The 21,767-nt window shown below is 65.0% G+C and carries 25 protein-coding genes; 13 read left to right on the top strand and 12 right to left on the bottom strand.

Annotated elements, in window-relative coordinates; all coding sequences use genetic code 11:
- Positions 1–55: 55 nt before the first annotated feature.
- Positions 56–1,108: a GGDEF domain-containing protein gene (locus BLT66_RS15380; protein ID WP_143029229.1), complete on the top strand. Its 1,053-nt coding sequence runs from the start codon at positions 56–58 to the stop codon at positions 1,106–1,108.
- Between the two features lie 96 nt (positions 1,109–1,204).
- Here the strand turns inward: BLT66_RS15380 and BLT66_RS15375 are convergent, their stop codons facing one another.
- Both BLT66_RS15375 and tsaE read right to left on the bottom strand, forming a co-directional pair.
- Entirely contained in the window at positions 1,205–2,557 is a 1,353-nt protein-coding gene (locus tag BLT66_RS15375; RefSeq protein ID WP_092758633.1) for an N-acetylmuramoyl-L-alanine amidase, read from the bottom strand.
- Entirely contained in the window at positions 2,554–3,054 is a 501-nt protein-coding gene (gene tsaE / locus BLT66_RS15370) for a tRNA (adenosine(37)-N6)-threonylcarbamoyltransferase complex ATPase subunit type 1 TsaE (protein ID WP_369821608.1), read from the bottom strand. Before tsaE ends, BLT66_RS15375 begins: the two co-directional genes overlap by 4 nt.
- Here tsaE and queG point away from each other — a divergent pair.
- Positions 3,034–4,116 (top strand): tRNA epoxyqueuosine(34) reductase QueG, encoded by a 1,083-nt coding sequence (queG, locus tag BLT66_RS15365; RefSeq protein WP_092759170.1) that lies wholly within the window; start codon positions 3,034–3,036, stop codon positions 4,114–4,116. The genes tsaE and queG overlap by 21 nt on opposite strands.
- 60 nt (positions 4,117–4,176) lie before the next feature.
- On the opposite strand, the gene BLT66_RS15360 is transcribed toward queG, so the two are convergent.
- A complete protein-coding gene (locus BLT66_RS15360) occupies positions 4,177–5,082 on the bottom strand; it encodes an AEC family transporter (protein WP_092758632.1) in 906 nt (301 codons plus the stop codon).
- 119 nt (positions 5,083–5,201) lie between these two features.
- Here BLT66_RS15360 and BLT66_RS15355 point away from each other — a divergent pair, with 119 nt between their 5' ends.
- Both BLT66_RS15355 and xerD read left to right on the top strand, forming a co-directional pair.
- On the top strand, positions 5,202–6,164 hold the full coding sequence (locus BLT66_RS15355) for a tripartite tricarboxylate transporter substrate binding protein BugE (protein WP_092758631.1): 963 nt from the start codon (positions 5,202–5,204) through the stop codon (positions 6,162–6,164).
- Positions 6,161–7,069: a site-specific tyrosine recombinase XerD gene (gene xerD, locus BLT66_RS15350; RefSeq protein ID WP_092758623.1), complete on the top strand. Its 909-nt coding sequence runs from the start codon at positions 6,161–6,163 to the stop codon at positions 7,067–7,069. Before BLT66_RS15355 ends, xerD begins: the two co-directional genes overlap by 4 nt.
- Here xerD and BLT66_RS15345 read toward each other — a convergent pair.
- The 9 genes from BLT66_RS15345 to BLT66_RS15305 are packed head-to-tail and all read right to left on the bottom strand — an operon-like array spanning position 7,066 to position 14,745.
- Positions 7,066–7,917, bottom strand: coding sequence for a Pnap_2097 family protein (locus BLT66_RS15345; RefSeq protein ID WP_218922616.1), 852 nt, complete (start codon positions 7,915–7,917; stop codon positions 7,066–7,068). The two genes, xerD and BLT66_RS15345, sit on opposite strands and share 4 nt — an antisense overlap.
- Entirely contained in the window at positions 7,914–9,203 is a 1,290-nt protein-coding gene (locus BLT66_RS15340) for an MSMEG_0569 family flavin-dependent oxidoreductase (protein WP_092758622.1), read from the bottom strand. The genes BLT66_RS15345 and BLT66_RS15340 overlap by 4 nt, the downstream gene beginning before the upstream one ends.
- Before the next feature lie 10 nt (positions 9,204–9,213).
- The gene (locus BLT66_RS15335; RefSeq protein ID WP_092758621.1) at positions 9,214–9,498 is read right to left on the bottom strand and encodes an MSMEG_0570 family nitrogen starvation response protein; all 285 of its coding nucleotides are present in this window, start codon (positions 9,496–9,498) and stop codon (positions 9,214–9,216) included.
- On the bottom strand, positions 9,489–10,640 hold the full coding sequence (locus BLT66_RS15330) for an MSMEG_0565 family glycosyltransferase (protein ID WP_092758620.1): 1,152 nt from the start codon (positions 10,638–10,640) through the stop codon (positions 9,489–9,491). Before BLT66_RS15330 ends, BLT66_RS15335 begins: the two co-directional genes overlap by 10 nt.
- Positions 10,637–11,626, bottom strand: a complete 990-nt coding sequence (locus BLT66_RS15325; RefSeq protein WP_092758619.1) for a sll0787 family AIR synthase-like protein — start codon at positions 11,624–11,626, stop codon at positions 10,637–10,639. The genes BLT66_RS15330 and BLT66_RS15325 overlap by 4 nt, the downstream gene beginning before the upstream one ends.
- A complete protein-coding gene (locus BLT66_RS15320; protein ID WP_092758617.1) occupies positions 11,623–12,180 on the bottom strand; it encodes an MSMEG_0567/Sll0786 family nitrogen starvation N-acetyltransferase in 558 nt (185 codons plus the stop codon). Before BLT66_RS15320 ends, BLT66_RS15325 begins: the two co-directional genes overlap by 4 nt.
- Before the next feature lie 11 nt (positions 12,181–12,191).
- Complete coding sequence (locus BLT66_RS15315) at positions 12,192–13,262, bottom strand: MSMEG_0568 family radical SAM protein (protein ID WP_092759164.1); 1,071 nt, start codon at positions 13,260–13,262, stop codon at positions 12,192–12,194.
- A 4-nt stretch (positions 13,263–13,266) separates the two neighbouring features.
- Positions 13,267–14,262 carry a Nit6803 family nitrilase gene (locus BLT66_RS15310; protein ID WP_092758615.1) on the bottom strand — a complete coding sequence of 332 codons (996 nt, stop codon included), beginning with the start codon at positions 14,260–14,262 and terminating at the stop codon, positions 13,267–13,269.
- Positions 14,263–14,745 carry an MSMEG_0572/Sll0783 family nitrogen starvation response protein gene (locus BLT66_RS15305; RefSeq protein WP_092758613.1) on the bottom strand — a complete coding sequence of 161 codons (483 nt, stop codon included), beginning with the start codon at positions 14,743–14,745 and terminating at the stop codon, positions 14,263–14,265. It abuts the gene before it with no gap.
- A 348-nt stretch (positions 14,746–15,093) separates the two neighbouring features.
- On the opposite strand from BLT66_RS15305, the gene BLT66_RS15300 reads away from it, so the two are divergent.
- The 9 genes from BLT66_RS15300 to BLT66_RS15260 all read left to right on the top strand — a co-directional run bounded on the left by BLT66_RS15300 (position 15,094) and on the right by BLT66_RS15260 (position 21,761).
- A complete protein-coding gene (locus BLT66_RS15300; RefSeq protein WP_092758611.1) occupies positions 15,094–16,485 on the top strand; it encodes an aminotransferase-like domain-containing protein in 1,392 nt (463 codons plus the stop codon).
- Positions 16,486–16,494: 9 nt separating this feature from the next.
- Positions 16,495–16,962 carry a nuclear transport factor 2 family protein gene (locus BLT66_RS15295; RefSeq protein ID WP_092758609.1) on the top strand — a complete coding sequence of 156 codons (468 nt, stop codon included), beginning with the start codon at positions 16,495–16,497 and terminating at the stop codon, positions 16,960–16,962.
- A 99-nt stretch (positions 16,963–17,061) separates the two neighbouring features.
- Positions 17,062–17,505, top strand: coding sequence for a cyanase (gene cynS / locus BLT66_RS15290; protein ID WP_092758607.1), 444 nt, complete (start codon positions 17,062–17,064; stop codon positions 17,503–17,505).
- Positions 17,506–17,557: 52 nt separating this feature from the next.
- The gene (locus tag BLT66_RS15285) at positions 17,558–17,995 is read left to right on the top strand and encodes a ribonuclease HI family protein (protein WP_092758606.1); all 438 of its coding nucleotides are present in this window, start codon (positions 17,558–17,560) and stop codon (positions 17,993–17,995) included.
- Positions 17,996–18,012: 17 nt separating this feature from the next.
- Complete coding sequence (locus BLT66_RS15280) at positions 18,013–18,414, top strand: GNAT family N-acetyltransferase (RefSeq protein ID WP_092758605.1); 402 nt, start codon at positions 18,013–18,015, stop codon at positions 18,412–18,414.
- Between the two features lie 46 nt (positions 18,415–18,460).
- Positions 18,461–18,703, top strand: a complete 243-nt coding sequence (locus BLT66_RS15275) for a DUF2789 domain-containing protein (protein WP_092758604.1) — start codon at positions 18,461–18,463, stop codon at positions 18,701–18,703.
- Between the two features lie 189 nt (positions 18,704–18,892).
- On the top strand, positions 18,893–19,417 hold the full coding sequence (locus tag BLT66_RS15270; protein ID WP_092758603.1) for a TRAP transporter small permease: 525 nt from the start codon (positions 18,893–18,895) through the stop codon (positions 19,415–19,417).
- Complete coding sequence (locus BLT66_RS15265) at positions 19,414–20,712, top strand: TRAP transporter large permease (RefSeq protein ID WP_092758602.1); 1,299 nt, start codon at positions 19,414–19,416, stop codon at positions 20,710–20,712. Before BLT66_RS15270 ends, BLT66_RS15265 begins: the two co-directional genes overlap by 4 nt.
- Before the next feature lie 20 nt (positions 20,713–20,732).
- Positions 20,733–21,761 carry a DctP family TRAP transporter solute-binding subunit gene (locus BLT66_RS15260; RefSeq protein ID WP_092758600.1) on the top strand — a complete coding sequence of 343 codons (1,029 nt, stop codon included), beginning with the start codon at positions 20,733–20,735 and terminating at the stop codon, positions 21,759–21,761.
- Positions 21,762–21,767 lie beyond the last annotated feature (6 nt).

Raw genomic sequence — 21,767 nt, 5'->3', positions numbered from 1 at the left:
CCTCAGACAACAGTTGCACCGCGGGCTTGACCTGCTATTGGGCCGCGAGAAGCGTATGCGCATCCGCACCCGCCAAGGCGCTCTGGCAGCGGTGCTGATGCTGACCTGCATTGCCGAGATGTATTGGGTGGCCGCCCACGGGGTGGCCGACTACCGTGCCGTGGGGGTGTGGTCGATCTTCAGCATGGGCGGGCTGGTCCTGTTCTTTGGCTTGATACGCAGCGGTGTGTCACTGCGCTGGCAAGACCCGTCGATGGCGTTTGTGCAGATGCTGTATGCGGTGGCCTGCAATGCCGTGGCCTTTGTGATTGCCGGGCACGCGCGCGGCGTGACCCTGCCCCTGTTGTCGGTGATCCTGATGTTCGGCATCTTTGGCATGTCGATACGCCAACTGGCGCTGGTGGCGGTGTACTCCGTGGGCCTGTTCAGTGCGGCCATCGCCTACGAGCTCACATACCCGAGCACCGACGAAGAGCCGGTGGTGTTTGGCGCCTATCTGGTGATGGTGTTGATCGTGCTGTCCGGTTCCACCTATTTGACCTGGCGCCTGACGCAGATACGCGAGCATGTGCGCAGCCAGAAGAAGCAGTTGACCGAAGCGCTGGAGAAGATCCAGCAGATCGCTATCCGCGACGAGCTGACCTCGGCCGTAAACCGCCGCCATATGCAGGAGCTGCTGCGGGTGGAGGTGCAGCGGTCGGTGCGGATTGCCTCGCCGCTGCTGATTGCGGTGCTGGACATCGACCACTTCAAGCGGATCAACGACAGCTACGGCCACCAGGCCGGCGACCGGGCGCTGCAGGCTTTTGTCGAGGTGGTGCAGGCCGGTATCCGCGGCACGGACACCCTGGCACGCTGGGGTGGCGAGGAGTTTCTAGTCATGCTGACCGATGCGCCCATGGAGCTGGGCGCCGTGTGCATGTCGCGGGTGCGCACCCAGGTGCAGGACATGCTGGTGTCTTACAACGGCATCGATATCCGCTTCACCGTGTCCATAGGCCTGACCCAGTACCGCCCCGGCGAGTCGGTGGCCAAGACCATAGGCCGGGCCGACGAGGCCTTGTACGCGGCCAAGGCCCAGGGCCGCAACCAAGTGGTTTGTTTGTAATACCCCCCAGGCTGGGTTTAGGTTTTTCAGGCTGTTGGCGCTTATGGAGGCTGCGCTGGTAGCTATTGAAAACGTACCAAACTGGTTGTTGAACGTCTACACCGAGCGGTTCCTTGCCAGCGGTGGGTTCTTGGCGAAGTAGCCACGGATGCCGCGCAGGATGGCGTCGGCCAGTTGCTCCTGGTAGGCGTCGCTTTTCAGCTTGGCTTCTTCTTCGGGGTTGCTGATGAAGGCGGTTTCGATCAACACGCTGGGGATGTCGGGGGCTTTCAGCACCGCGAAGCCGGCCTGTTCCACATTCGCCTTGTGCAGCTTGCCGACCCGGCCGACCTCGCCCAGCACGGCGCTGCCGAGCTTCAGGCTGTCGTTGATCTGGGCGGTGGTGCTCATGTCGATCAGGGCTTTTTGCACCTGCACGTCTTTGGCCTGCACATTCAGTCCGCCCACCAGGTCGGCCTTGTTTTCCTTGTTGGCCATCCAGCGGGCGGCGCTGCTGGAGGCGCCGCTCTGGCTCAGCGCGAACACGCTGGCGCCGCGGGCGGCCGGGGTCAGGAAGGCGTCGGCGTGGATGCTGACGAACAGGTCGGCCTGCACGCGCTGGGCTTTTTGCACCCGCACCTGCAGCGGCACGAAGAAGTCGGCGTCGCGGGTTAAAAAGGCGCGCATCGGGCTGCCGTTGACGGTGGTGGCGTTGATGCGTTCGCGCAGCAGGTGGGCGACTTTCAGCACCACGTCTTTCTCGCGGGTGCCGCCGGGGCCGATGGCGCCCGGGTCTTCGCCGCCGTGGCCGGGGTCGAGCGCGATGATGATCAGGCGGTCGGTGCGCTGTGGCGCTGCCGGTTCATTCTTATTGTCATTTTGGCCGCTGGCGCTCGGTTTACCTGCGGGTGGTGCTATTGCAACGATAGCAGGCGCAGGGGCTGCGCCGGGCTTGGCCGACTGCTTGGCGATCAGCTCTTCCAGCGGGTCGGGGGGCAGCGGCGCGGGTGTGGGTTCGCTCATGCGCTCGGCGATCAGGGCTTCCAGCGGGTCGGCCTCTTGCGCAGGGTACAGGTCGAACACCAGGCGGTGCTGGTAGGCGGCCACCGGGTTCAAGGTAAACACCTGGGGCGAGGCCGCGCGCTTCAGGTCGACCACCAGGCGCACTATGCCGGGCGCGTTCTGGCCGACGCGGATGCCGGCGATGTTCGGGTCGTTGGCCTGCACCTGGCCGACCAGCTCGCGCAGCGCCGGGTTCAGGTCGATGCCTTCGATGTCCACCGCCAGCCGCGGCGGGTTGGTGATGAAGCTGTGCTTGACCGACAAGGCGGTATCGGACTCGATGGTCACGCGCGAGTATTCGGGTGCCGGCCAGACCCGCACGGCCACGATGCTGGCGCCACGGGCCAGCTCGTTGAGGCCCAGCAGCAGGACGACGGCGCCGCTTTGCAGAACGCTGCGGCGCTTCATGTGGCCAGCCCGGTCAGCAGGCGCTGGCCTACGGCGGTGGATGCGAGCAGGGTGGCTTGGCGGGATTCGTCGTGCATGGTGTTCAGGGTAATCGAAAGGTCGGGCGTAGGCAGCAGGGCGCCGGCGTTGGTGGGCCATTCGGCCAGCTTCAGGCCGGGGCTGGCGAAGATGTCGCGAAAGCCCGCGTCCTCCCATTCGCGCGGGTCGCTAAAACGGTAGAAGTCGAAATGCCAGATGTTCAATGCGGGCAGCTCATACGGCTCCACCACGGCATAGGTCGGGCTCTTGATGCGGCCTTGCACGCCCAGGGCGCGCAGCAGGTGCCGCACCAGCGTGGTCTTGCCCGCGCCCAGGTCGCCGTGCAGGGCGATGAAGGCATGCCGGATGTCGGGCTGGGCGGCCAGCTTGTCCGCGAAGGCCGTGGTGCCGGCCTCGTCCGCCCACAGCAGGTCGAGGTGGGTTTCTACAATCGGCAGATGGTGTGGAACGGTGCTCAGAACGAAGGTCTCCAACAGGTGTCTCGGATACAGGGGTGGGCGCGCGAACTCGGATTTTCCCAAATTGGCGTGGCCCCGGTGGATTTAAGCTCCGCCGAGGCGGGTCTGACTGCCTGGCTGGCCCAAGGGTTCCATGGCAGCATGGCCTATATGGAAAGCCACGGCCTGAAACGCGCCCGACCGGCAGAGCTGGTGCCGGGCACCGTCAGCGTCATCACCGCCCGCATGGATTATCTGCCGCGCAGCACCCCGGAGGGCTGGCAGGCGCTGGAATCTGACCGTTTAAGCCGTCCCCAAGAGGGCATTGTGTCGGTCTACGCCCGGGGCCGCGACTACCACAAGGTGTTGCGCGCGCGGCTGCAAAAGCTCAGCGACCGCATCGCCACCGAGCTGGGGCCGCTGGGCTACCGGGTGTTCACCGACTCGGCCCCGGTGCTGGAGGCCGAGCTTGCCGCTCGCAGCGGCCAGGGCTGGCGCGGCAAACACACCCTGGTGCTGAACCGCGAGGCCGGCTCCATGTTCTTCTTGGGCGAGATCTACGTGGACCGTGCCTTGCCGCCCACGGCGCCGACCAGCGGCCACTGCGGCAGCTGCAGCGCCTGCATCGATGTGTGCCCGACCCAGGCCATCATCGCCCCGCAGCGGCTGGACGCCCGCCGCTGCATCTCCTACCTGACCATCGAGCATGCGGGGCCGATACCGCTGGAGTTCCGCCCGCTGATCGCCAACCGCATCTATGGTTGCGACGACTGCCAGCTGGCCTGCCCCTGGAACAAGTTCGCCCAGCGCAGCGCCTTGCCCGACTTCGACGAGCGCCGCGGACTCAGCGGCCAGCAGCTGGGTACCTTGTTCAGCTGGACCGAAGACGAGTTTCTGCGCTACACCGAAGGCGGGCCGATACGCCGCATTGGGCACGAGCGCTGGCTGCGCAATGTGGCGGTGGCGATGGGCAATGCGCTGCGGGCCGGAGAAGATGCAGATATCCGCCTGGCCCTGCAGCAGCGGGCCGAGGACCCGAGCGCGCTGGTCCGCGAGCACGTGGCCTGGGCCTTGGGGATTTAAGCCTTTTAGGCTGCCAGCGCATATTTCATGTGCGCTGGCAGCTATTGATTAAATAGCAAATTAGCGTGCCAGGCCCAGCGCAAACGGCAGGCTTGCAATCGCCAGCAGGGTCGACAGGCTGACCAGGCTGGCCGTCAGCGCGCCGTTGTAGCCCATCTTGGCGGCCAGCACATAGCAGCTGGAAGCGGTGGGCAGGGCCGAGAACGCCAGCAGCACAACGGTGTGCAGGGGCGACAAGCCCATCAGCCACGACAAGCCCAGGGCGATCAGCGGCAAGATGAAATGCCGAATCCCCAGCACGCTCACCGCCAACACCTTGGCCCGCGCCAGGGGGCCAAACTGCATGCCAGCGCCGGCGGCCATCAGGCCAAGCGCAATCGAGGCCGCGCCGATGCGGCTGGTGGTGGGCTCCAGCCACTGCGGAATCGCAAAGCCCAGCAGATTCGCCGCCAGGCCGGAGGCGGTGGCCAGGATCAGCGGGTTGCGCAGCAGCGCCCCCGCAAAGCCGCTTTGCGCATGCCGCGCCATCGGCCACACCGCCGCCACATTGAACAGCGGCACACAGACGCCGATCAGCACCGCCACCAGCTGCGGGCCCTGGGGGCCGGCCAGCCGCTCGGCCAGCGCCAGGGCGATGAAGGAGTTGAAGCGAAAGGCGATCTGCGCGTTCGCCGCATGCTCGCGCCGGTTGATGCGGTGGCCGATCCAGGGCAGATACGGCAGGGCGTAGGACAGGCCGATCGACAGCATGCCCATGGCCAGGCCGGCCACGATCAGGCTGGAGGCGGCTTGCAGGTCCAGCGGGGTGCGCACGATGGACTGGAACAGCAGCACCGGGAACAGAAAATAATAGGTCAGGCTTTCCACCTGCTCCCACACGGTGCGGTTCAGGGCGGTGTAGCGGCAGACCAGGTAGCCGCACAGGATGAGAGAGAAGTCGGGGAAGAGGAGTTGGGCGTAATTCACCGGCTGAGAATACCAGCGCAGCGGCGTCGTTTGCGGGTAGACCCCTATGTAATCCCCACACCCGCAGCGACCCCGGTTTTGGTTACGATGGGCCTTCTGAACTTTCCAAGGCGCACACCATGTTCCGTCGCTCACTTCTCGCTACTGCCTTGCTCGCCGCCGCGGGCTCCGCCCTGGCGCAGGGCTACCCCAACAAAGTTGTCAAGCTGCAGGTGCCGTTTGCGCCGGGCGGCACCACCGACATCATTGCCCGCACCATTGCCGACGCGCTGGGCCGGGCGATCGGCCAGCCGGTGATTGTGGAAAACAAGGCCGGTGGCGGAGGCATCATCGGCGCCAACGAAACCGCCAAGGCTGCGCCCGATGGTTATTCGCTGGGCATTGCCACGGTGTCCACGGTGGCCGCGAATCCGGCCATCAACCCCAAGACGCCGTACAACCCGCTGACCGATTTCACCCCCATCATCAACATCGCGGCCACGCCCAACATCATTGCGGTGACGCCGAGCTTCCCGGCCAAGGACTACAAAGGCTTCATCGCCGAGCTGAAGAAGTCGCCGGGCAAATATTCGTTTGCCTCGTCGGGCACCGGCACCATCCAGCATTTGCAAATGGAGCTGTTCAAGAGCAAGACCGGCACCTTCATGACGCACATTCCTTACCGTGGCGCCGGCCCCGCACTGAACGACACCGTGGCTGGCCAGGTGGCGATGATGCTGGACAACCTGCCATCGGCCTTGCCCTTCATCCAGGCGAACCGCCTGGTGCCCATCGTGGTGGCGGCGCCGCAGCGTCTGGCTATTCTGCCGAATGTGCCGACCTTCAAGGAAATCGGCCTGGAGCCGGTGAACCGCCTGGCCTTCTACGGCATTTACGGCCCCAAGGGCCTGCCGCGCGAAGTGGTCGACAAGATCAACGCCGGCGTACGCAAGGCGCTGGAAGACCCGGCCGTGCGCAAGCGGATTGAAGACACCGGCTCCATCATCGTGGCCAACACGCCCGAGCAGTTCGCGGCCGAGATCCAGGCCGAGTACGCGGTGTACAAGAAGGTGGTAACCGACTCGAAGTTGACGCTGGATTGAGCACCGAACGCAATAGTGCGTTGATTGATGCCTTTATCGACGCCCTGTGGCTGGAGCAAGGCCTGTCCAAGAACACCTTGGCGGCCTACCGGCGTGACTTGAGCCTGCTGGCCACCTGGCTGCAGGCCCAGCCGCGTGCGCTGATGGATACCCGCGAGCAAGACCTGCAGGCCTATTTTGCGGCCCGCCACGCGCAGACCAAGGCCACCTCGGCGAACCGGCGTTTGACGGTGTTCAAACGCTACTTTCGCTGGGCGCTGCGCGAGCGGCTGGTCGCGGCCGACCCGACCCTCAAGCTGCAGCCGGCCCGCCAGGCGCCGCGCGCCATCAAGACCCTGACCGAGCCGCAGGTCGAAGCCCTGCTGACCGCGCCCGATGTGGACACGCCGCTAGGCCTGCGCGACCGCGCCATGCTGGAGCTGATGTATGCCAGCGGCCTGCGCGTCAGCGAGCTGGTGCTGCTGAAGACCTTTCAGCTGAGCCTGAACGACGGCGTGCTGCGCGTGCTGGGCAAGGGCAGTAAGGAGCGGCTGGTGCCTTTCGGCCAGGTGGCGGGCATGTGGCTGGAGCGCTATATGCAGGAAGCCCGGCCGGAGATTCTGGACGGCAAACAGGCCGACGACCTGTTCATCACCTCGCGCGGCAACAAGGCTGGGCGCGCCATGTCGCGGGTGATGTTCTGGATGCTGGTGCGCAAATACGCGCTGGCGGCCGACATCCACGTGGCCTTGTCGCCGCACACCTTGCGCCACGCATTCGCCACCCATTTGCTGAACCACGGCGCCGATCTGCGCGCGGTGCAGATGCTGCTGGGCCATGCGGATATTTCCACCACTACCATTTACACCCACGTGGCGCGCGAGCGCCTGCATGCGCTGCACGCCAAGCACCATCCGCGGGGCTAGGCGGCCAGTGCCAGCTTCTGTTGGGCCGGCTGTTTGCGGGTGAAGATCTCGGCAATGCACACGCCGTCCGAGCCGCGCCGTAGCAGGCTGTGGTGGGCCAACAAGCCTTCGGGTCCGGCATCCCGCTGCAGCTGCGTGTGTACGCAGTCGCCGATATCCAGGTTGCCGTAGAACACCAGCTCGCGCTCTCGCAACCGGGCCGGACGGGTGCTGTGCAAGCCCGCCCATTCGGCGCGGTCGACCATGGACTGGAAGCTGCTGAAGTACAGCAGGTCTGCGCCATTGAAATCGTTGTAAGGGCAGGGCGTGTAGACGCTGGTATCTGCGTCTGCCGCTGCGGGCGTATGGGCTGCGGCGCGGCGCGTGCGTCCACGTTGCACAAAGGCTTCGGTGGCTGCGGCCAGCCCGGGCTGGGTTACAGCAGACGGCCCGGCCATCACGGCGCGCACGATGCTGCGGTTGCTGCCCGCTTGCGCACGGCGCACAAACACCGACAGCATCTCCACCCGCGCGATGCACTGGCCGTGCAGCTCCACCGCGTGCTGGCTGTAATGCTGGGTGCGGCCGGCAGGCTGGCACTGCGTGGAAATGCTGAACGTGTCGTGTTCTTCCACCCGCTCCAGCTGCGCCTGCTGGATGCGCACCAGGCTGAAAGCTGCGTAAACTTTGTGCCCCTGCGCGTCGCGGAATTCTGGTTGCGCCAGCCCTTGGCTGTGGGCGATGGCCAGCCAGTGCCGGTGCCCGCATTCCTTTAGCAGCCAGTTTTCCGACAGGCCGCTGCAGCACAGCTGCGGCATGCCAGCGGTGTAGCGCCCGACCAGCGGCGTGGGCAGCAGATGCGTGCTCACGACAGCAGCAGCTCCGACTCTTCCGCGCAGTCCACCGCGCCAGCACGGGCCGCGATTTGCTCGGCCAGGTACAGCGCGTCGCGGGCTACGCCGGAGAAACGGCCCGAACCCCAGGTATGCAGCCAGGGCAGGCCCAGAAAGTACAGCCCCGCCTGCTGGGTCACGCCGCGCACATGCACCGGCTCGCCGCGGCCGTTGAACACCGGGGCGTCGACCCAGGCGAAGTCGGGCGAAAAGCCTATGCACCAGACCACGCTGGTGATGCCGGAGCTGGCCAGGTCCAGGCTGCTGCGCTCGGTGGCCGGCTGCCATACCGGCACATACGGACCACCGGGTGGTGCGTCTATGCCATGCGCGGCAATGTACTTATCGATGCTGGCGTTGATGCCGTTGTAGATGCCATCGGCATGGTCCAGATTGGCTTGCAGGTTCGGTTTGAAAAGCAGCTCATCGCCTTGTAAATCGGCCAGCAGGCCGTAGAGTTCCATGCCTTCCAGCGCGAAGCGGCGCAGGTCGATGTCACGCCCGCCGTCGCGGCCGGTCACGTAGTGGTTGGTGTTGTCTCTTACACCTTCGCGCAGCGGGTGCTGGGTCACCGGCATGTTGTAGTAGTCCATATCGGCCAGCCAGTCGACCACGTCTTTGCCTCGGTAAAAGCGGGCGCAGCGCGGTGCGTCACCGGTGGCCACAAACACCTTGCGGCCGGCCAGGTGCAGGTCTTCGGCGATCTGCGAACCCGATTGGCCGCAGCCGACCACCAGCACCGCGCCCTCGGGCAAGGATTGCGGATTGCGGTACTCGGCCGAATGCATCTGTGTGATGTGCGATGGCAGGCGTTCGGCCAGGCGCGGCACGATAGGCTTGTGGTAGCCGCCCGAAGCCACCACCACCTGGTCTGCCGTGAATGTGCCCTGGCTGGTCTGGAGGCTGAACGGCTTGCTGTCGCTGCTGCGCGCCACCTTGTGCACCACCACGCCTTCGAGTGCGGGGGCATCTACATGGGCGACGAAGCCTTCAAGCCAGGCATTGATTTCTTCCTTGACCATGAAGCCGTGCGGATCGTCGCCGGCATAGCTCCAGCCCGGCAGATTGCACTGCCAGTTGGGCGTGACCAGGCAGAACGAGTCCCAGCGCTGGCTGCGCCAGCTGTGCACGAGTTTGTTTTTTTCCAGCACCAAATGGTCAATGCCGCGCTGCTGCAGGTAGTAGCTAAGCGACAGGCCGGCCTGGCCGCCGCCGACGACGGCAACGCTGTAGTGGGTGGTGAGGGGGTCAATGTGTGCCATGGTGTTCTATTCAACTGAAGGTGGTGACCAGCACTTGCGCGTCGGCCTGGGTTTGAAAGGGGGCTGCCAGATGTTCGATCTCGGCCAGTTGGTCCATCGCCTGTGAACAGGCAAAGCCGTACTTGGCACGCACCCGTTCCGAGGCGATGTGCAGCGCCTCGCGGCTGCGCTCCAGAAAGTCGTTGAGCGGGTAGCTCTGGCCGACCTGCAGATACTCTTGCACCACCAGCGATGGGGAGTAGCAGCGGGTTTGCGTTTGATCGGGCCAAACGATGTGGAAGTGCATTACGGGCATAGGCTTATTGCTCTCATTTTTGAATAAATCTCGGCGTGTAGCGCAGCGCTGCGTTGCCAGCTGAAGTGGGCAGCCAGCCGGGCGGCGGATGCGGCTATGCGCTGGCGGTCGGTATGCGCCAGCGTCTGCTGGATGGCATCGGCAATCGAGCCCGCATCCAGCGGGTCGGCCCAGCTGCAGTCGCCTGTCCGGAGGTATTCGGTGAACGGTGCGATCTGCGATGCGACCACCGGCACGCCGCTGCACAGCGCCTCCAGAACCACCAGGCCGAAGCCTTCGCTGAGCGAGGGCATGGCGACCACATCGGCCAGGCGGAACAGGCCCGGCATGTCGGCGTCGGCCAGCGGGCCGGTCAGCAGTACGTCGCGGCTGTAGCCGCTGGCCTGCTGCAGGGTTTGGAATGTGCGGGCATAGCCGCTGTGGTCCAGCAAGCTGGCTCCGCCGGCGATGACCAGCTGAAGATCCGGCATCTGCACGCGCAGCTGGATGAAGGCCTGCAGCACGCGAACGGTGTTCTTGCGTTCCTCCACGCCACCGACGCAGAGCAATACCTGGCCGTTGCTGCGTATGCCCAAGCGTTGGGCTAGCGCGGCATCCGCAGCTTGCGGAGTCGGGCTGTAGCGCGCGGCATCGACGCCGTTCGGCACTTCGATGGCGGCAATGCCATGGTCCTGCTGCAGCACATCGCGCCACAAGCGGCTGACGCACAGCACCTGCTGCGCCTGAACTACCGAGCGCTGCTGCCAGGCCATGAGCTGCGGCTGGGTGAAGTGGTCCAGGTGGTGCACGGTGCGCACAAAGCCGCTGACCAGGCCGCGGTCTTGCAGCGTTGCCAGCGCATTGCCGCCTATGCCGTCGTGGCAGTGCAGCACGTCGAAAGATGCGCGCTCCAGCAGCGGGGTCAGATGGTCTACATACGCGGTGATGCGGCTGCCGACCATCTCCACCATGTCGCTCGGTGTGCCGGCCACCGGCACCAGCGCGCTGTGGCAGCGTAGCGGGCGGAAGAACTGCTGGCCCGGTGTCGCGGGCGCCATCACCGTCACATCGTGTCCGGCATCGAACAGCGCATGCGCCAGCTCGATGGTGTGCACCACGCCGCCGCGCGGGTTCACCGAATGGGTCAGCAGGCCGATTTTCATGCCGGCACTCCTGCAGCCTCGCAAATGAAGGCGTCCTCAGTGAAGTCCCACAGCAAGGCCTGGCTGTCGCCTTGGCGCAGATGCACCTGGCGGCGGGTCGTGACTTCGCCAACCACGCCGCAGGCGATGTCGCGCACCGCAAAGCGCGTCATTACTTCGCCCAGATGCTCGGGCCGCACGCTCAGCACGAAGCCGTAGCTGGGGAAGGCGGTGAGCCAGCGTTGCAGTGGTACGCCTTCGGGGCGTGGAATCGCATCGACGTCGATGACAGCGCCGACCTGCGAGCATTCGAGCAGCATCATCGCCGTGCCGACTGCACCGGCCATGCTGATGTCTTTGGCGGCATCGCACAGGCCGTCTTCGGCGAAGCGTGGCAGCAGTTCCAGGTCGCCACGCAGCCGGGCCGAAGGGGCGCGGGTGGATGCGTTCCAGTAGGGGAAGGGTTCCTCAAAGGCGCCGCGCAGGTCTACCGCCATCACCAGCTTGTCGCCGGGACGGGCGTTGAAGCTGGTCAGCAAGGTCTTGGCGCGGCCGAGTATGGCGACGGCCAGCTGTGGCCGCTCGCTGCGGTTATTGCTGTGGCCGCCGACGATGGGCACGCCGTAAGCCGTTGACGCCTGCGCCATGCCTTGCAGCATCGCACCGGCCGGGTCCATGCCCTGGCTCCACAGCGCATTCACCACCGCAGTCGGGCGGCCGCCCATGGCGTAGATGTCGCTCACATTTACCATCAGGCTGCAGTAGCCAGCAAACCAGGGCATGCGCTCAATGAAGTCTTCCACCAGGCCTTCGATGGCGAACAGCAGGTAGCCGCCGTGGCCGTCGGGGATGGCGGCGCAGTCGTCGCCCAGCGGCACGGCCTGGGCCAGCGCCGCGCCGCCGCCGGGCAGGGCTGCACCCAGCGCGGTGACGATGTCGCTAATGTCGCGCTTGTGGGCGAAGCCGCGGCTGTCGCGCAGGAAGTTGCAGAGCTGCTCGGCACTCATAGCGAGCTCCGCGCACGCGTCACAAAGCCGCTGACCGGGTCGAAGCAGGGCGGGTAGGCGGCCAGGTCGGCCTGCATCTCGCAGTGCGGCCGTCCGTGGATGCTGAGTTCGGCCAGTTGCTGCCATTTGAGACGCCGGAACAGCGGCGCGTTCTGCGCTTGCACATGGGCCAGAAAGGTATGGCAGCCCTGCGCATGGGCGCGGCTCACCGCCAGGCGGATCAGCGTCGCGCCCAGATTGCCCTGGCTGCGAAACGAGGGATGCACCGCCAGCCGCGAGCCCCACCACAGGCCGGGCGATTTCTCATGGATGCGTACGGTGCCCACTACCTGGTCCGGCATGCCACCGTTGCACGACATCGCCACCAGCAGCTGCGCGTGGTCGTCGATGGCATCGCGGTCGTCGCCGCTGAAGATGCCTTGCTCGATGCAGAACACCGCCCGGCGTAGCGCATGGGCTTCGCGCTGTTCCCAGTCCTGGCAGGCGGCGCGCACCCGGAACTCGACCGGCGCCCAGGCAGGCGGGGTTTCCAATACGTCGTCGATGCAGAGCATGGCGGCCTCCTTCAGGTTTCGTACACAGACAAGGAGGAGCACGCGCCGCACTTGCCACAGCCGGCCTTGATGTCGCTGGAGCGCAGGTTTGCCGCGGCCACGCTGCGGCCCAGCGGCTGCAGGATGGACTGCATGAACTCCGGCGACGGCGCGGCGTGGTCCTCCAACGGCGTGCCGCTGATGGGCACAAAGGGCACGACAAACGGGTACACGCCCAGCGCCAGCAGCTGGTCGCAGATCTGCAGAATCGCCTCGCGGGTATCGCCCAGGCCGGCCAGGATGTAGGTGCTGACCTGGCCGCGGCCGAAGACGCGTACCGAGGCCTCAAACGCTTCCATGTAGCGGCTGATCGGCACCTGGACCTTGCCGGGCATGATTTTTTCGCGCAGCTCCGGCGTCACCACTTCCAGGTGCATGCCCAGCGTGTCGATGCCCGAAGCCAGCATGCGGTCGAACCACACATCCTTGTCCGGCGGCTCGCACTGGCCCTGGATGGGGATGTTGACCGCGGCCTTGATGGCGAACGCGCTGTCGCACAGCACCTGGGCACCGCGGTCGGTGGCGTTCGGCGTGCCGGTGGTCATCACCATGTGCTTCACACCGTCCAGCAGAACGGCGGCGCGGGCCACTTCGGCCAGCTGCTGCGGCGTCTTGTGGGCAATGGTGCGGCCTGCCGCCAGCGACTGGCCGATTGCGCAGAACTTGCAGGTCTTCTTGCGGCTCTCGTAGCGGATGCAGGTTTGCAGCACCGTGGTGGCCAGCACGTCGGCGCCGTGTAAGGTGGCGATGTGCGAGTAGGGCACGCCGTCCAGGGTCTGCATCGCGTAGAAGCGCGGCTGCTTGGGGAAGCTGATGCTGGCAATCGGGATGCTGCCCCGCGTCACCACGCTGCGGCCTTGCGCATCGGGCGCCTGCGCGGTGAACGGCGAGTTCCACGCGGTGGAGGTGTGCACCGGCACCATGATGGTGTGGCCGTCCACCGTCACCGCCTTGTGGTCGCTTGGCCCCGCGCCGCCCTTGCGGCTGGCGACGCCGGCGCTGGGGTCCACCAGCCGCAGCCCGAAGGACTGCAGCTCGGTCATCAACTCACGATTCATGGGCTGGAGGCTGGGGTTCATACAGGCTTTCAGAAGTGGAAGAGGTGGCCGCCATGCGTTGCATAGGCACGGCGGGGCGGTCGTTCAGCACCAGGCCCAGCAGCTCGGGCCGGGCATAGTGGCCGACCGAATCCATCATGCGTTTGCGCTTGGTGATCAGCGCCATGTCCAGGTCGGCGATCACCATGCCTTCGCCCTCGGTCAGCGGCGGCACCAGGTGCTTGCCTTCGGGCGAAATGATGGCCGTATGGCAGCCGCCGCGCAGCGCTTTTTGCAGCGCCGTGTCGGGCGTGATGGCCATGATTTGCGCGTCCGTCAGCCAGCCGGTGGCATTGATGACGAAGCAGCCGGATTCGAGGGCGTGGTGGCGGATGGTGACCTCCATCTGCTCGGCAAAGATCGGCCCGACCAGCGAGCCGGGGAACTGGGCGCAGTGGATTTCCTCGTGCTGCGCCATCAGGCTGTAGCGGGCCAGCGGGTTGTAGTGCTCCCAGCAGGCCAGGGCGCCGACTCTGCCGACAGCGGTGTCGACCACTTTCAGACCGGCGCCATCGCCCATGCCCCAGACCATGCGCTCGTGATAAGTGGGCGTAATCTTGCGGCGCTTCAGCGCCAGGCTGCCATCGGCATCGAATACCAGCTGGGTGTTGTACAGGCTGCCATGGTCGCGCTCGTTGACGCCCAGCACCACGACGATGCCGTGGGCGCGGGCGCGCTCGGCCACGGCGGCAGTCACCGGGCCGGGCACCACCACTGCGCGCTCGTACAGCTTCAAGTGTGGCGCGCCCTGCAGCACCGGCGGCAGTACGAACGAGAAGTAGGGGTAGTAAGGCATGAAGGTCTCGGGGAAGACCATGATCTGAACGCCCTTGCTGGCGGCCTCGTCGATGGCGGCGCACACCCGTTCCAGCGTGCCTTCCGGGCGTTCAAAGTCCGGGGCGATCTGCACCGCCGCCGCACGTACTGTGGTGGGTGTGGCAGCCATTTACAGAGTCCAGGTGTCCAAAATGACGGCGTTGGCCTTCTTGTGCAGCAGCACGATGTCCAGCACATCCAGCGGGCTGATCGGGCGTATGCCTTCGATCAGCGCGCCTTCGCCGTGGCCGTACAGCGCCTGCAGCGCAAAGCGGCAGGCGTAGACCTTGCCGCCCTCGGCTATGAACTTGGTGATCTGGTTGTTGAAGTTCTGGTGGCCGGGGAAGGCTTCGTCGCCCAGCGTCGGAAAGCCGCGCTGCACGCCCAGGGTGACACCCGGGCCATACAGCAGCACCGAGGTCTCGAAACCCTTGCGCAGCAGCCGGGTGGCCTGCAGCAGGTTGACGAAGCCGATCGAGCCTTCAAAGGCCACGGTGTGGAAGGTGACCAGGGCTTTCTGGCCCGGGTCGGCCTTCACGTCTTCAAAGACTTTTTCTTCATAGTCGACGAGGAAATCGCCTTTGGCGTTCGCGGGCTTGGTGACTTTTGGCATGGGGGCTCCAGTGGAAAAAAGAGGGTGGATGAAAGGGAAGCGCCCCAGCTTTTTGCATGCTCTGTGCCACCGACCAGGCCCGGCCATGCGATCAAGTCGCCATCAACCATGCTGGGCAACTCCGGGCCGCCTGAAATATTTTTTGCGGGCTTGGAATCCCCGTTTTTGCAGCGCCAACAGTGCACCGGCTTAATGCATTTGCCATGCGATCAATGCACCCGATAAATGGTTTTTACGCACCGGCAGGATGCGTTTTTGCGAGAGTGGACAGGCTCGGAACTTGCATCGTTGATTGCATGTGCATGCGATCAAGTCATGCGATCAAGTTGAACGACCCGGTCACACGCTATGAATAAGACTCCCGTCCACTGGACCAAGAAGCTGCAGAAGAGCGACAAGCCGGCCTATCTGCTGATTGCCGACCTGATTGCCGACGACGTGCGTACCGGCCGCCTGATGGCGCGCGACCGGCTGCCGACGCTGCGCGAGCTGGCCGAAGACCTGCAGCTCAACTACACCACCGTTGCGCGCGGCTACAGCGAGGCGCGCAAGCGCGGCCTGATCGACACCCATGCCGGCATGGGTACCTATGTGCGCGGCTCTAGCCCCAGCCTGCCGCTGCGCGGCGGCAGCGCGGCCGAGATGACCATGAACTTGCCGCCCGAGCCGCAAGACCCGGTGCTGCTGGCGCATATGCACGACTCGGCCGCCGGTGTGCTGGCCAGTGCCGACCTGTATGCGCTGCTGCGCTACCAGGACTTTGGCGGCACCTTGCACGACCGCGAGGTGGCGGCGCAGTGGCTGCGCCGGCGCCTGCCAACCTGCCGGGTCGAGCAGGTGCTGGTCTGTCCCGGCATCCACAGCGTGCTGACGGCGCTGTTCTCGCAGCTGGCGCGGCCCGGCGAGCTGGTCTGCGTCGAGGCGCTGACCTATCCCGGCGTGAAGGCCATCGCCGCCCAGCTCGGCATCCAGCTGCACGCGCTGCCGCTGGACGACGACGGCCCCAGCGCCGAAGCCTTCGAGCACGCCTGCAAGACCCTGCACCCCAAGGCGCTGTACTGCAACCCGACCTTGCTGAATCCGACCACCGCCACCGTCAGCCGCTCCCGGCGTGAAGCGCTGGCCGACGTGGCGTTGCGCTACGCGATTCCGATTATTGAAGACGACGCGTATGCGATGTTGCCCAGAGAGCTTCCGCCGGCCATGGCTACCTTGGCGCCGGGCCTGACCTACTACATCACCGGCTTTTCCAAATGCTTTGGCGCCGGTCTGCGCAACGCCTATGTGTGCTCCCCAGGCGAGCGCCAGTCGCAGCGCCTGGCCGGCGCGATGCGCGCCACCACGGTAATGGCCTCGCCGTTCACCAATGCGTTGGCCACCTTCTGGGTCGAAGACGGTACGGCCGATGCGATGCTGAACGCCATCCGCGACGAATGCACCGCGCGCCAGGCGATTGCCGAGCGCTATCTGGCGCCGTACGGCATGCTGGGTCACCCCGAGTCCTTCCACCTGTGGCTGCCCGTCGCCGAGGGCTGGAGCCCGGTCGAGCTGGCCGCGCATCTGCGCAGCCAGGGTGTGGGTGTGGTGGCCAGCGCCGCGTTTTCCACCGATGGTGACCCGCCGGATGCGGTGCGCATCTGCCTCGGCGGCCCGACCACGCTGGACGAGTGCGAGCGCGGCATGCACCTCGTCGCCGACACCTTGCTACACCCGGTACACCACCACGCCACCAACCTTTGAGGAGACCCCATGGAAACCAAACCCCCGCTGCCGCCATTCACTTTCGACTCGGCCACCCAAAAAACCCGCATGGCCGAAGACGCCTGGAACAGCCGCGACCCGGACCGCGTGGTCCAGGTCTATACCGAGGACACGCGCTGGCGCAACCGCTCCGACTTTCCCACCGGCCGCGCCGAGGTACACCAGTTCTTGACGCGTAAATGGGCCAAGGAGCTGGACTACCGCCTGGTCAAGGAACTCTGGGCGCACGCGGGCAACCGCATCGCCGTGCGTTTTGCCTACGAATGGCATGACGCCACCGGCCAGTGGTTCCGCAGCTACGGCAACGAAAATTGGGAATTCACCGAACACGGCCTGATGGCCTGGCGCTTTGCCAGCATCAACGACCTGGCGATTGCCGAGGCTGAGCGCAAATTCCATTGGCCGCTGGGGCGACGCCCGGACGAGCATGCTTCGCTGAGTGCTATGGGTTTATAGAAAAAAGTTGGGCTTCCAATCGGCAGCTGGCGCAGATATTGCCTGCGGCAGCTGCTATCAAAAAGATACTGTTTTTCATAAACCCAGCCAGGAGCAACGATGAACCGCAATGACATTACCGAGAAGATCATCACCGTCAAGGTCGCCAAAGGCATCCAGTGGGCCGCCGTGGCGAAGAAGGTCGGCCAGTCCAAGGAATGGACTACGGCCGCCTGCCTGGGCCAGATGACCTGCACGCCGGAGCAGGCCAAGGTCATCGGCAAGATCTTCGGCCTGAGCAGCGAAGAGCAGAAGTGGCTGCAGGTGGTGCCGTACAAGGGCTCGCTGCCCACCCCCGTGCCGACCGACCCGCTGATCTACCGCTGGTACGAGATCGTCAGCGTCTACGGCACGACCATCAAGGAGCTGATCCACGAGGAGTTTGGCGACGGCATCATGAGCGCCATCGACTTCAGCATGGACATCGAGCGCCAGCCCGACCCCAAGGGCGACCGCGTCAAGGTGGTGCTGTCGGGCAAGTTCCTGCCGTACAAGACCTACTGAGTTGTCCCGACCAGGGTTTGTTGCAGAATGCGGGCCCGACTGAAGACCGCCCATGGACCCCTGGATTGTTTACTGTGACGGCAGCGCCGTGCCCAACCCCGGCCGCATTGGCCTGGGCGTGCTGCTGATCGCACCCGATGGCACGCGCCACACGCTGTCCCTGGCACCGCAGCTACAAGGCTGCAACAACGAAGCCGAGCTACGCGCACTGATGGCGGCGCTGCAGGAGCTGCAAGCCCGCGGCGCCCGCGCGTTGCGGGTGCATTGCGACAACAGCGTGGTGGTGGAGCAAATTACCGACCCCAACGCCAAGCCGATCGCGCGGCTGGCGGACTTGTTCGATGCGGTGCGGACGCTGTTCCAGTCGTTCGACCAGGCCGAGCTGCTGTGGATACCGCAGCACCGCAACGGCGAGGCGGATGCGCTGGCCCGGGCGGCGCTGGGCATTACCGCTCAGCGTGTTGTCAAAATCACCAAGAAGCGGCGCTAGTCGGCTAAGGAGAAAAGATGGAAGTGCGGAGTATTTCCACGTCAGACCTCGATAGCGTTTACCGCCTTCTTACCAACCATGGCTGGGGGCACCGCATTGGCGATGTGGAACAACTTGCGCAACTGGTTTCCGCATCGCAACGCGTTGTCGTGGCCTTGGTTGATAACCAGCTTGTCGGGTTTGCTCGTGCCATCACGGACGGGATATCGAACGGGTATTTATCGATGGTCGTTGTAGCCGCACCGTTCCGTAGACAAGGCATTGGCCAAGCCTTGGTAGATGAAATCATCGGTTCGGACAAAACCATCACCTGGGTACTGCGGGCGGGCAGAGATGGCGCAGCGGAGTTCTTCAAGAAACTGGGGTTTACAGAGTCATCCCTTGCCATGGAGCGTACCCGGCTCGCCCCGCCCCTCTGAGCCCCTGTCCTATCGCCCCGGCGCCCAAAATGCAGTAAGGTAAGGCATGGACACATCTACACACCGCTTCACCGAGCTTTTCGCCCAGTTGGGACTTCCTTCTGATGCGCAAAGCATTGCCCACTTTCTGGCCATGCACTCACCGCTGGCTGGCAACATCCAGTTGCCGGACGCAACCTTCTGGTCGCCCGCGCAGGCCGCGTTTCTGCGCGAGGCCTTGCTGCAGGATTCGGACTGGGCCGAGGTGGTTGACCAGCTGAGTGAGGCCCTGCGGGCACCGGGGGCCTGAGCGACAGGGAATCCATTGCTTTTGGATGGACAACGGATGTCGGTTTACATCGCGTAAACCCTAGGGTGTTCGGGGGCGGCAGGGGGTGTAACAAAGTTATGATGCCGGCTGGTTTTTTGCCGCGCCGTTGCCTCTGTCACGCGCCCGGTGGGCCGAGTTTGGCCCTGTCTCTCACATCCCCTGACCCGTATGTCCTCCGACTCCCAGCCTGGGCCAGACACGCCCGCCGTCGACGCCCCTGAACCCGACCCCCAGACCATCGTCCCTTTGAAGATCGAAGACTGGCTGACTGTGCTGGTGATGGGCGCGCTGGCGCTGATCACCTTTGCCAATGTGCTGGCGCGCTACTTCACCAACGAGTCGTTTGCCTGGACCGAGGAAATCTCGGTGTTCCTGATGATCGCGCTGACCCTGGTGGCCGCCTCGGCCGCCGTGGCGCGGGATCGGCATATCCGCATCGAATACTTTTCCGACAGCGGCAGCATGGCGCGGCGCAAAGGCCTGTCGCGCTTTGGCGCGGTGATGGTGGCGATTCTGTTCACGCTGATCGGCACTTTGAGCATCCGCATGGTGTGGGACGACTACCGCTTTGAAGAAACCACGCCCGGCATCGGCCTGCCGGCCTGGTGGTATTCGATGTGGCTGCCGATTTTGTCGCTGGGCATTGCGCTGCGCGCTGTGGGCCTGTTCATCCACCGGGGGCGCGAGGCATGATCACCACGCTGCTATTTTTGACTTTCATCATCATGATGCTGATGGGCGTGCCGATTGGCGTGGCCCTGGGCCTGGCCGGCGCCGCGGCGATTGCGATTGCCAATAGCAGCAGCCAGTGGTTTGGCTTGCTGGCCGTGCCGCAGAACTTCTACGCCGGCCTGGGCAAGTACCCGCTGCTGGCGATCCCGATGTTTGTGCTGGTGGGCTCGATCTTCGACCGCTCGGGTGTGGCCGGTCGGCTGGTGAACTTTGCCGTGGCAGTGGTAGGGCGTGGCCCCGGCATGCTGCCGCTGGTGGCGATTGCGGTGGCGATGTTTCTGGGTGGCATATCCGGCTCCGGCCCGGCCTGTGCGGCGGCCGTGGGCGCGGTGATGATCACGGCGATGAACAAGGCCGGCTACCCGCCGGCGTTCTCAGCCAGCGTAGTGGGCGCTGCGGCGGCTACCGACATCCTGATTCCGCCGTCGATTGCCTTCATCGTCTATTCGATCCTGGTACCCGGCGCCTCGGTGCCGGCGCTGTTCGCGGCCGGCATGATCCCCGGTGTGCTGGCCGGCCTGGCGCTGATCGTGCCCGCGGTCTGGCTGTCGCGCAAACACAAAATGGGTGCGCTGGAATCTACTCTGCCAAGGCCCCCGTTCTGGGCCAGCCTGCGCGATGCCATCTGGGGCTTGGCCGCGCCGGTGCTGATTCTGGGCGGTATGCGCGCCGGCTGGTTCACGCCGACCGAGGCGGCGGTGGTGGCGGTGTTCTACGGCCTGTTCGTCGGCATGTTCATCCACCGCACGATGACCGTGCGCGACCTGTTCCCCATCCTGCGCGAATCCGGCGAACTGTCGGCGGTGATTCTGCTGGTGGTGTCGCTGGCCGGCATCTTTGCCTATTCGCTGTCGACCCTGGGCGTGATCGACCCGATTACCAACGCCATTGTGAATTCCGGCCTGGGCGAGTACGGCGTGCTGGCGCTGCTGATCGTGATGCTGGTCACAGTGGGCATGTTCCTCGACGGCGTGTCGATCTTTTTGATCTTCGTGCCGCTGCTGCTGCCGATTGCCACGCACTACCACTGGGATTTGGTGTGGTTCGGCGTGATCCTGACCCTGAAGGTCGCGCTCGGCCAGTTCACGCCGCCGCTGGCCGTGAATCTGATGGTCTCTTGCCGCATCGCCAAGGTGCGCATGGAAGAGACCGTGCCCTGGGTCGGCTGGATGCTGTTTTCGATGTTCTTGGTGATGGTGCTGGTGATTGCTTTCCCGCAACTCGCACTCTGGCTCCCTCACCATCTTGGTTACTGATTTTTAAACCGGAGACAAAAATGAAAGTTCGTTCCTTCCTGGCTTTGGCCGTGGCCACTGCCGCCATGCTGGCCACCACCGGCAGCATCGCCCAAACCTATAAGCCCGAGTACAAGATGTCGCTGGTGCTGGGCACCGCCTTTCCCTGGGGCAAGGGCGGCGAGATCTGGGCCAATATGGTCCGCGAGCGCACCCAGGGCCGCATCAACATCAAGCTGTACCCGGGCGTGTCGCTGATCCAGGGCGACCAGACGCGCGAGTTCTCGGCGCTGCGCCAGGGCGTGATCGACATGGCCATCGGCTCCACCATCAACTGGTCGCCGCAGGTGAAAGAGCTGAACCTGTTCTCGCTGCCGTTCCTGATGCCCGACTACGCCGCCATCGACTCGCTGACCCAAGGCCAAGTCGGCAAGGACATCTTCAAGATCATCGACAAGGCCGGCGTTGTGCCCCTGGCCTTTGGTGAAAACGGCTACCGCGAAATCAGCAATTCCAAGCTGGCGATCCACAAACCCGCCGACCTGAAGGGCTTGAAAATCCGCGTCGTTGGCTCGCCGCTGTTCCAGGAAACCTTTACCGCCATGGGCGCGAACCCCACGCAAATGAGCTGGGCCGACGCGCAGCCCGCGCTGGCCACCGGCGCGGTGGACGGGCAAGAGAACCCGATCTCCATCTACACCGCCGCCAAGCTGCAGAACGTGGCGCAAAAGCACGTGACCATGTGGGGCTACGTGGCCGACCCGCTGGTGTTTGTGGTCAACAAGGAGATCTGGGCCAGCTGGACCGAGGCCGACCGCGCCATCGTCAAGCAGGCTGCGCTGGATGCCGCCCGCGACCAGATCGTGATCGCCCGCAAAGGCCTGGTCGAAGCCGACCAGCCGTTGCTGAAAGACCTGGGCGCGCTGGGCGTGACCGTGACCAAGCTGTCGTCCGAAGAGCGTGCGGCCTTCGTGTCCGCCACCCGCCCGGTGTACGACAAGTGGAAGAAGACGATTGGCGCCGAGCTGGTGGCTACCGCCGAAAAATCCATCGCCGCGCGCAAGAAGTAAGCTCCT

This window comes from Rhodoferax sp. OV413 (assembly GCF_900104385.1).
Taxonomy (GTDB): domain Bacteria; phylum Pseudomonadota; class Gammaproteobacteria; order Burkholderiales; family Burkholderiaceae_C; genus Rhodoferax_B.
The sequence above is the reverse complement of the archived record's forward strand: the minus strand, read 5'-3'. Positions and strand labels throughout refer to the sequence as shown.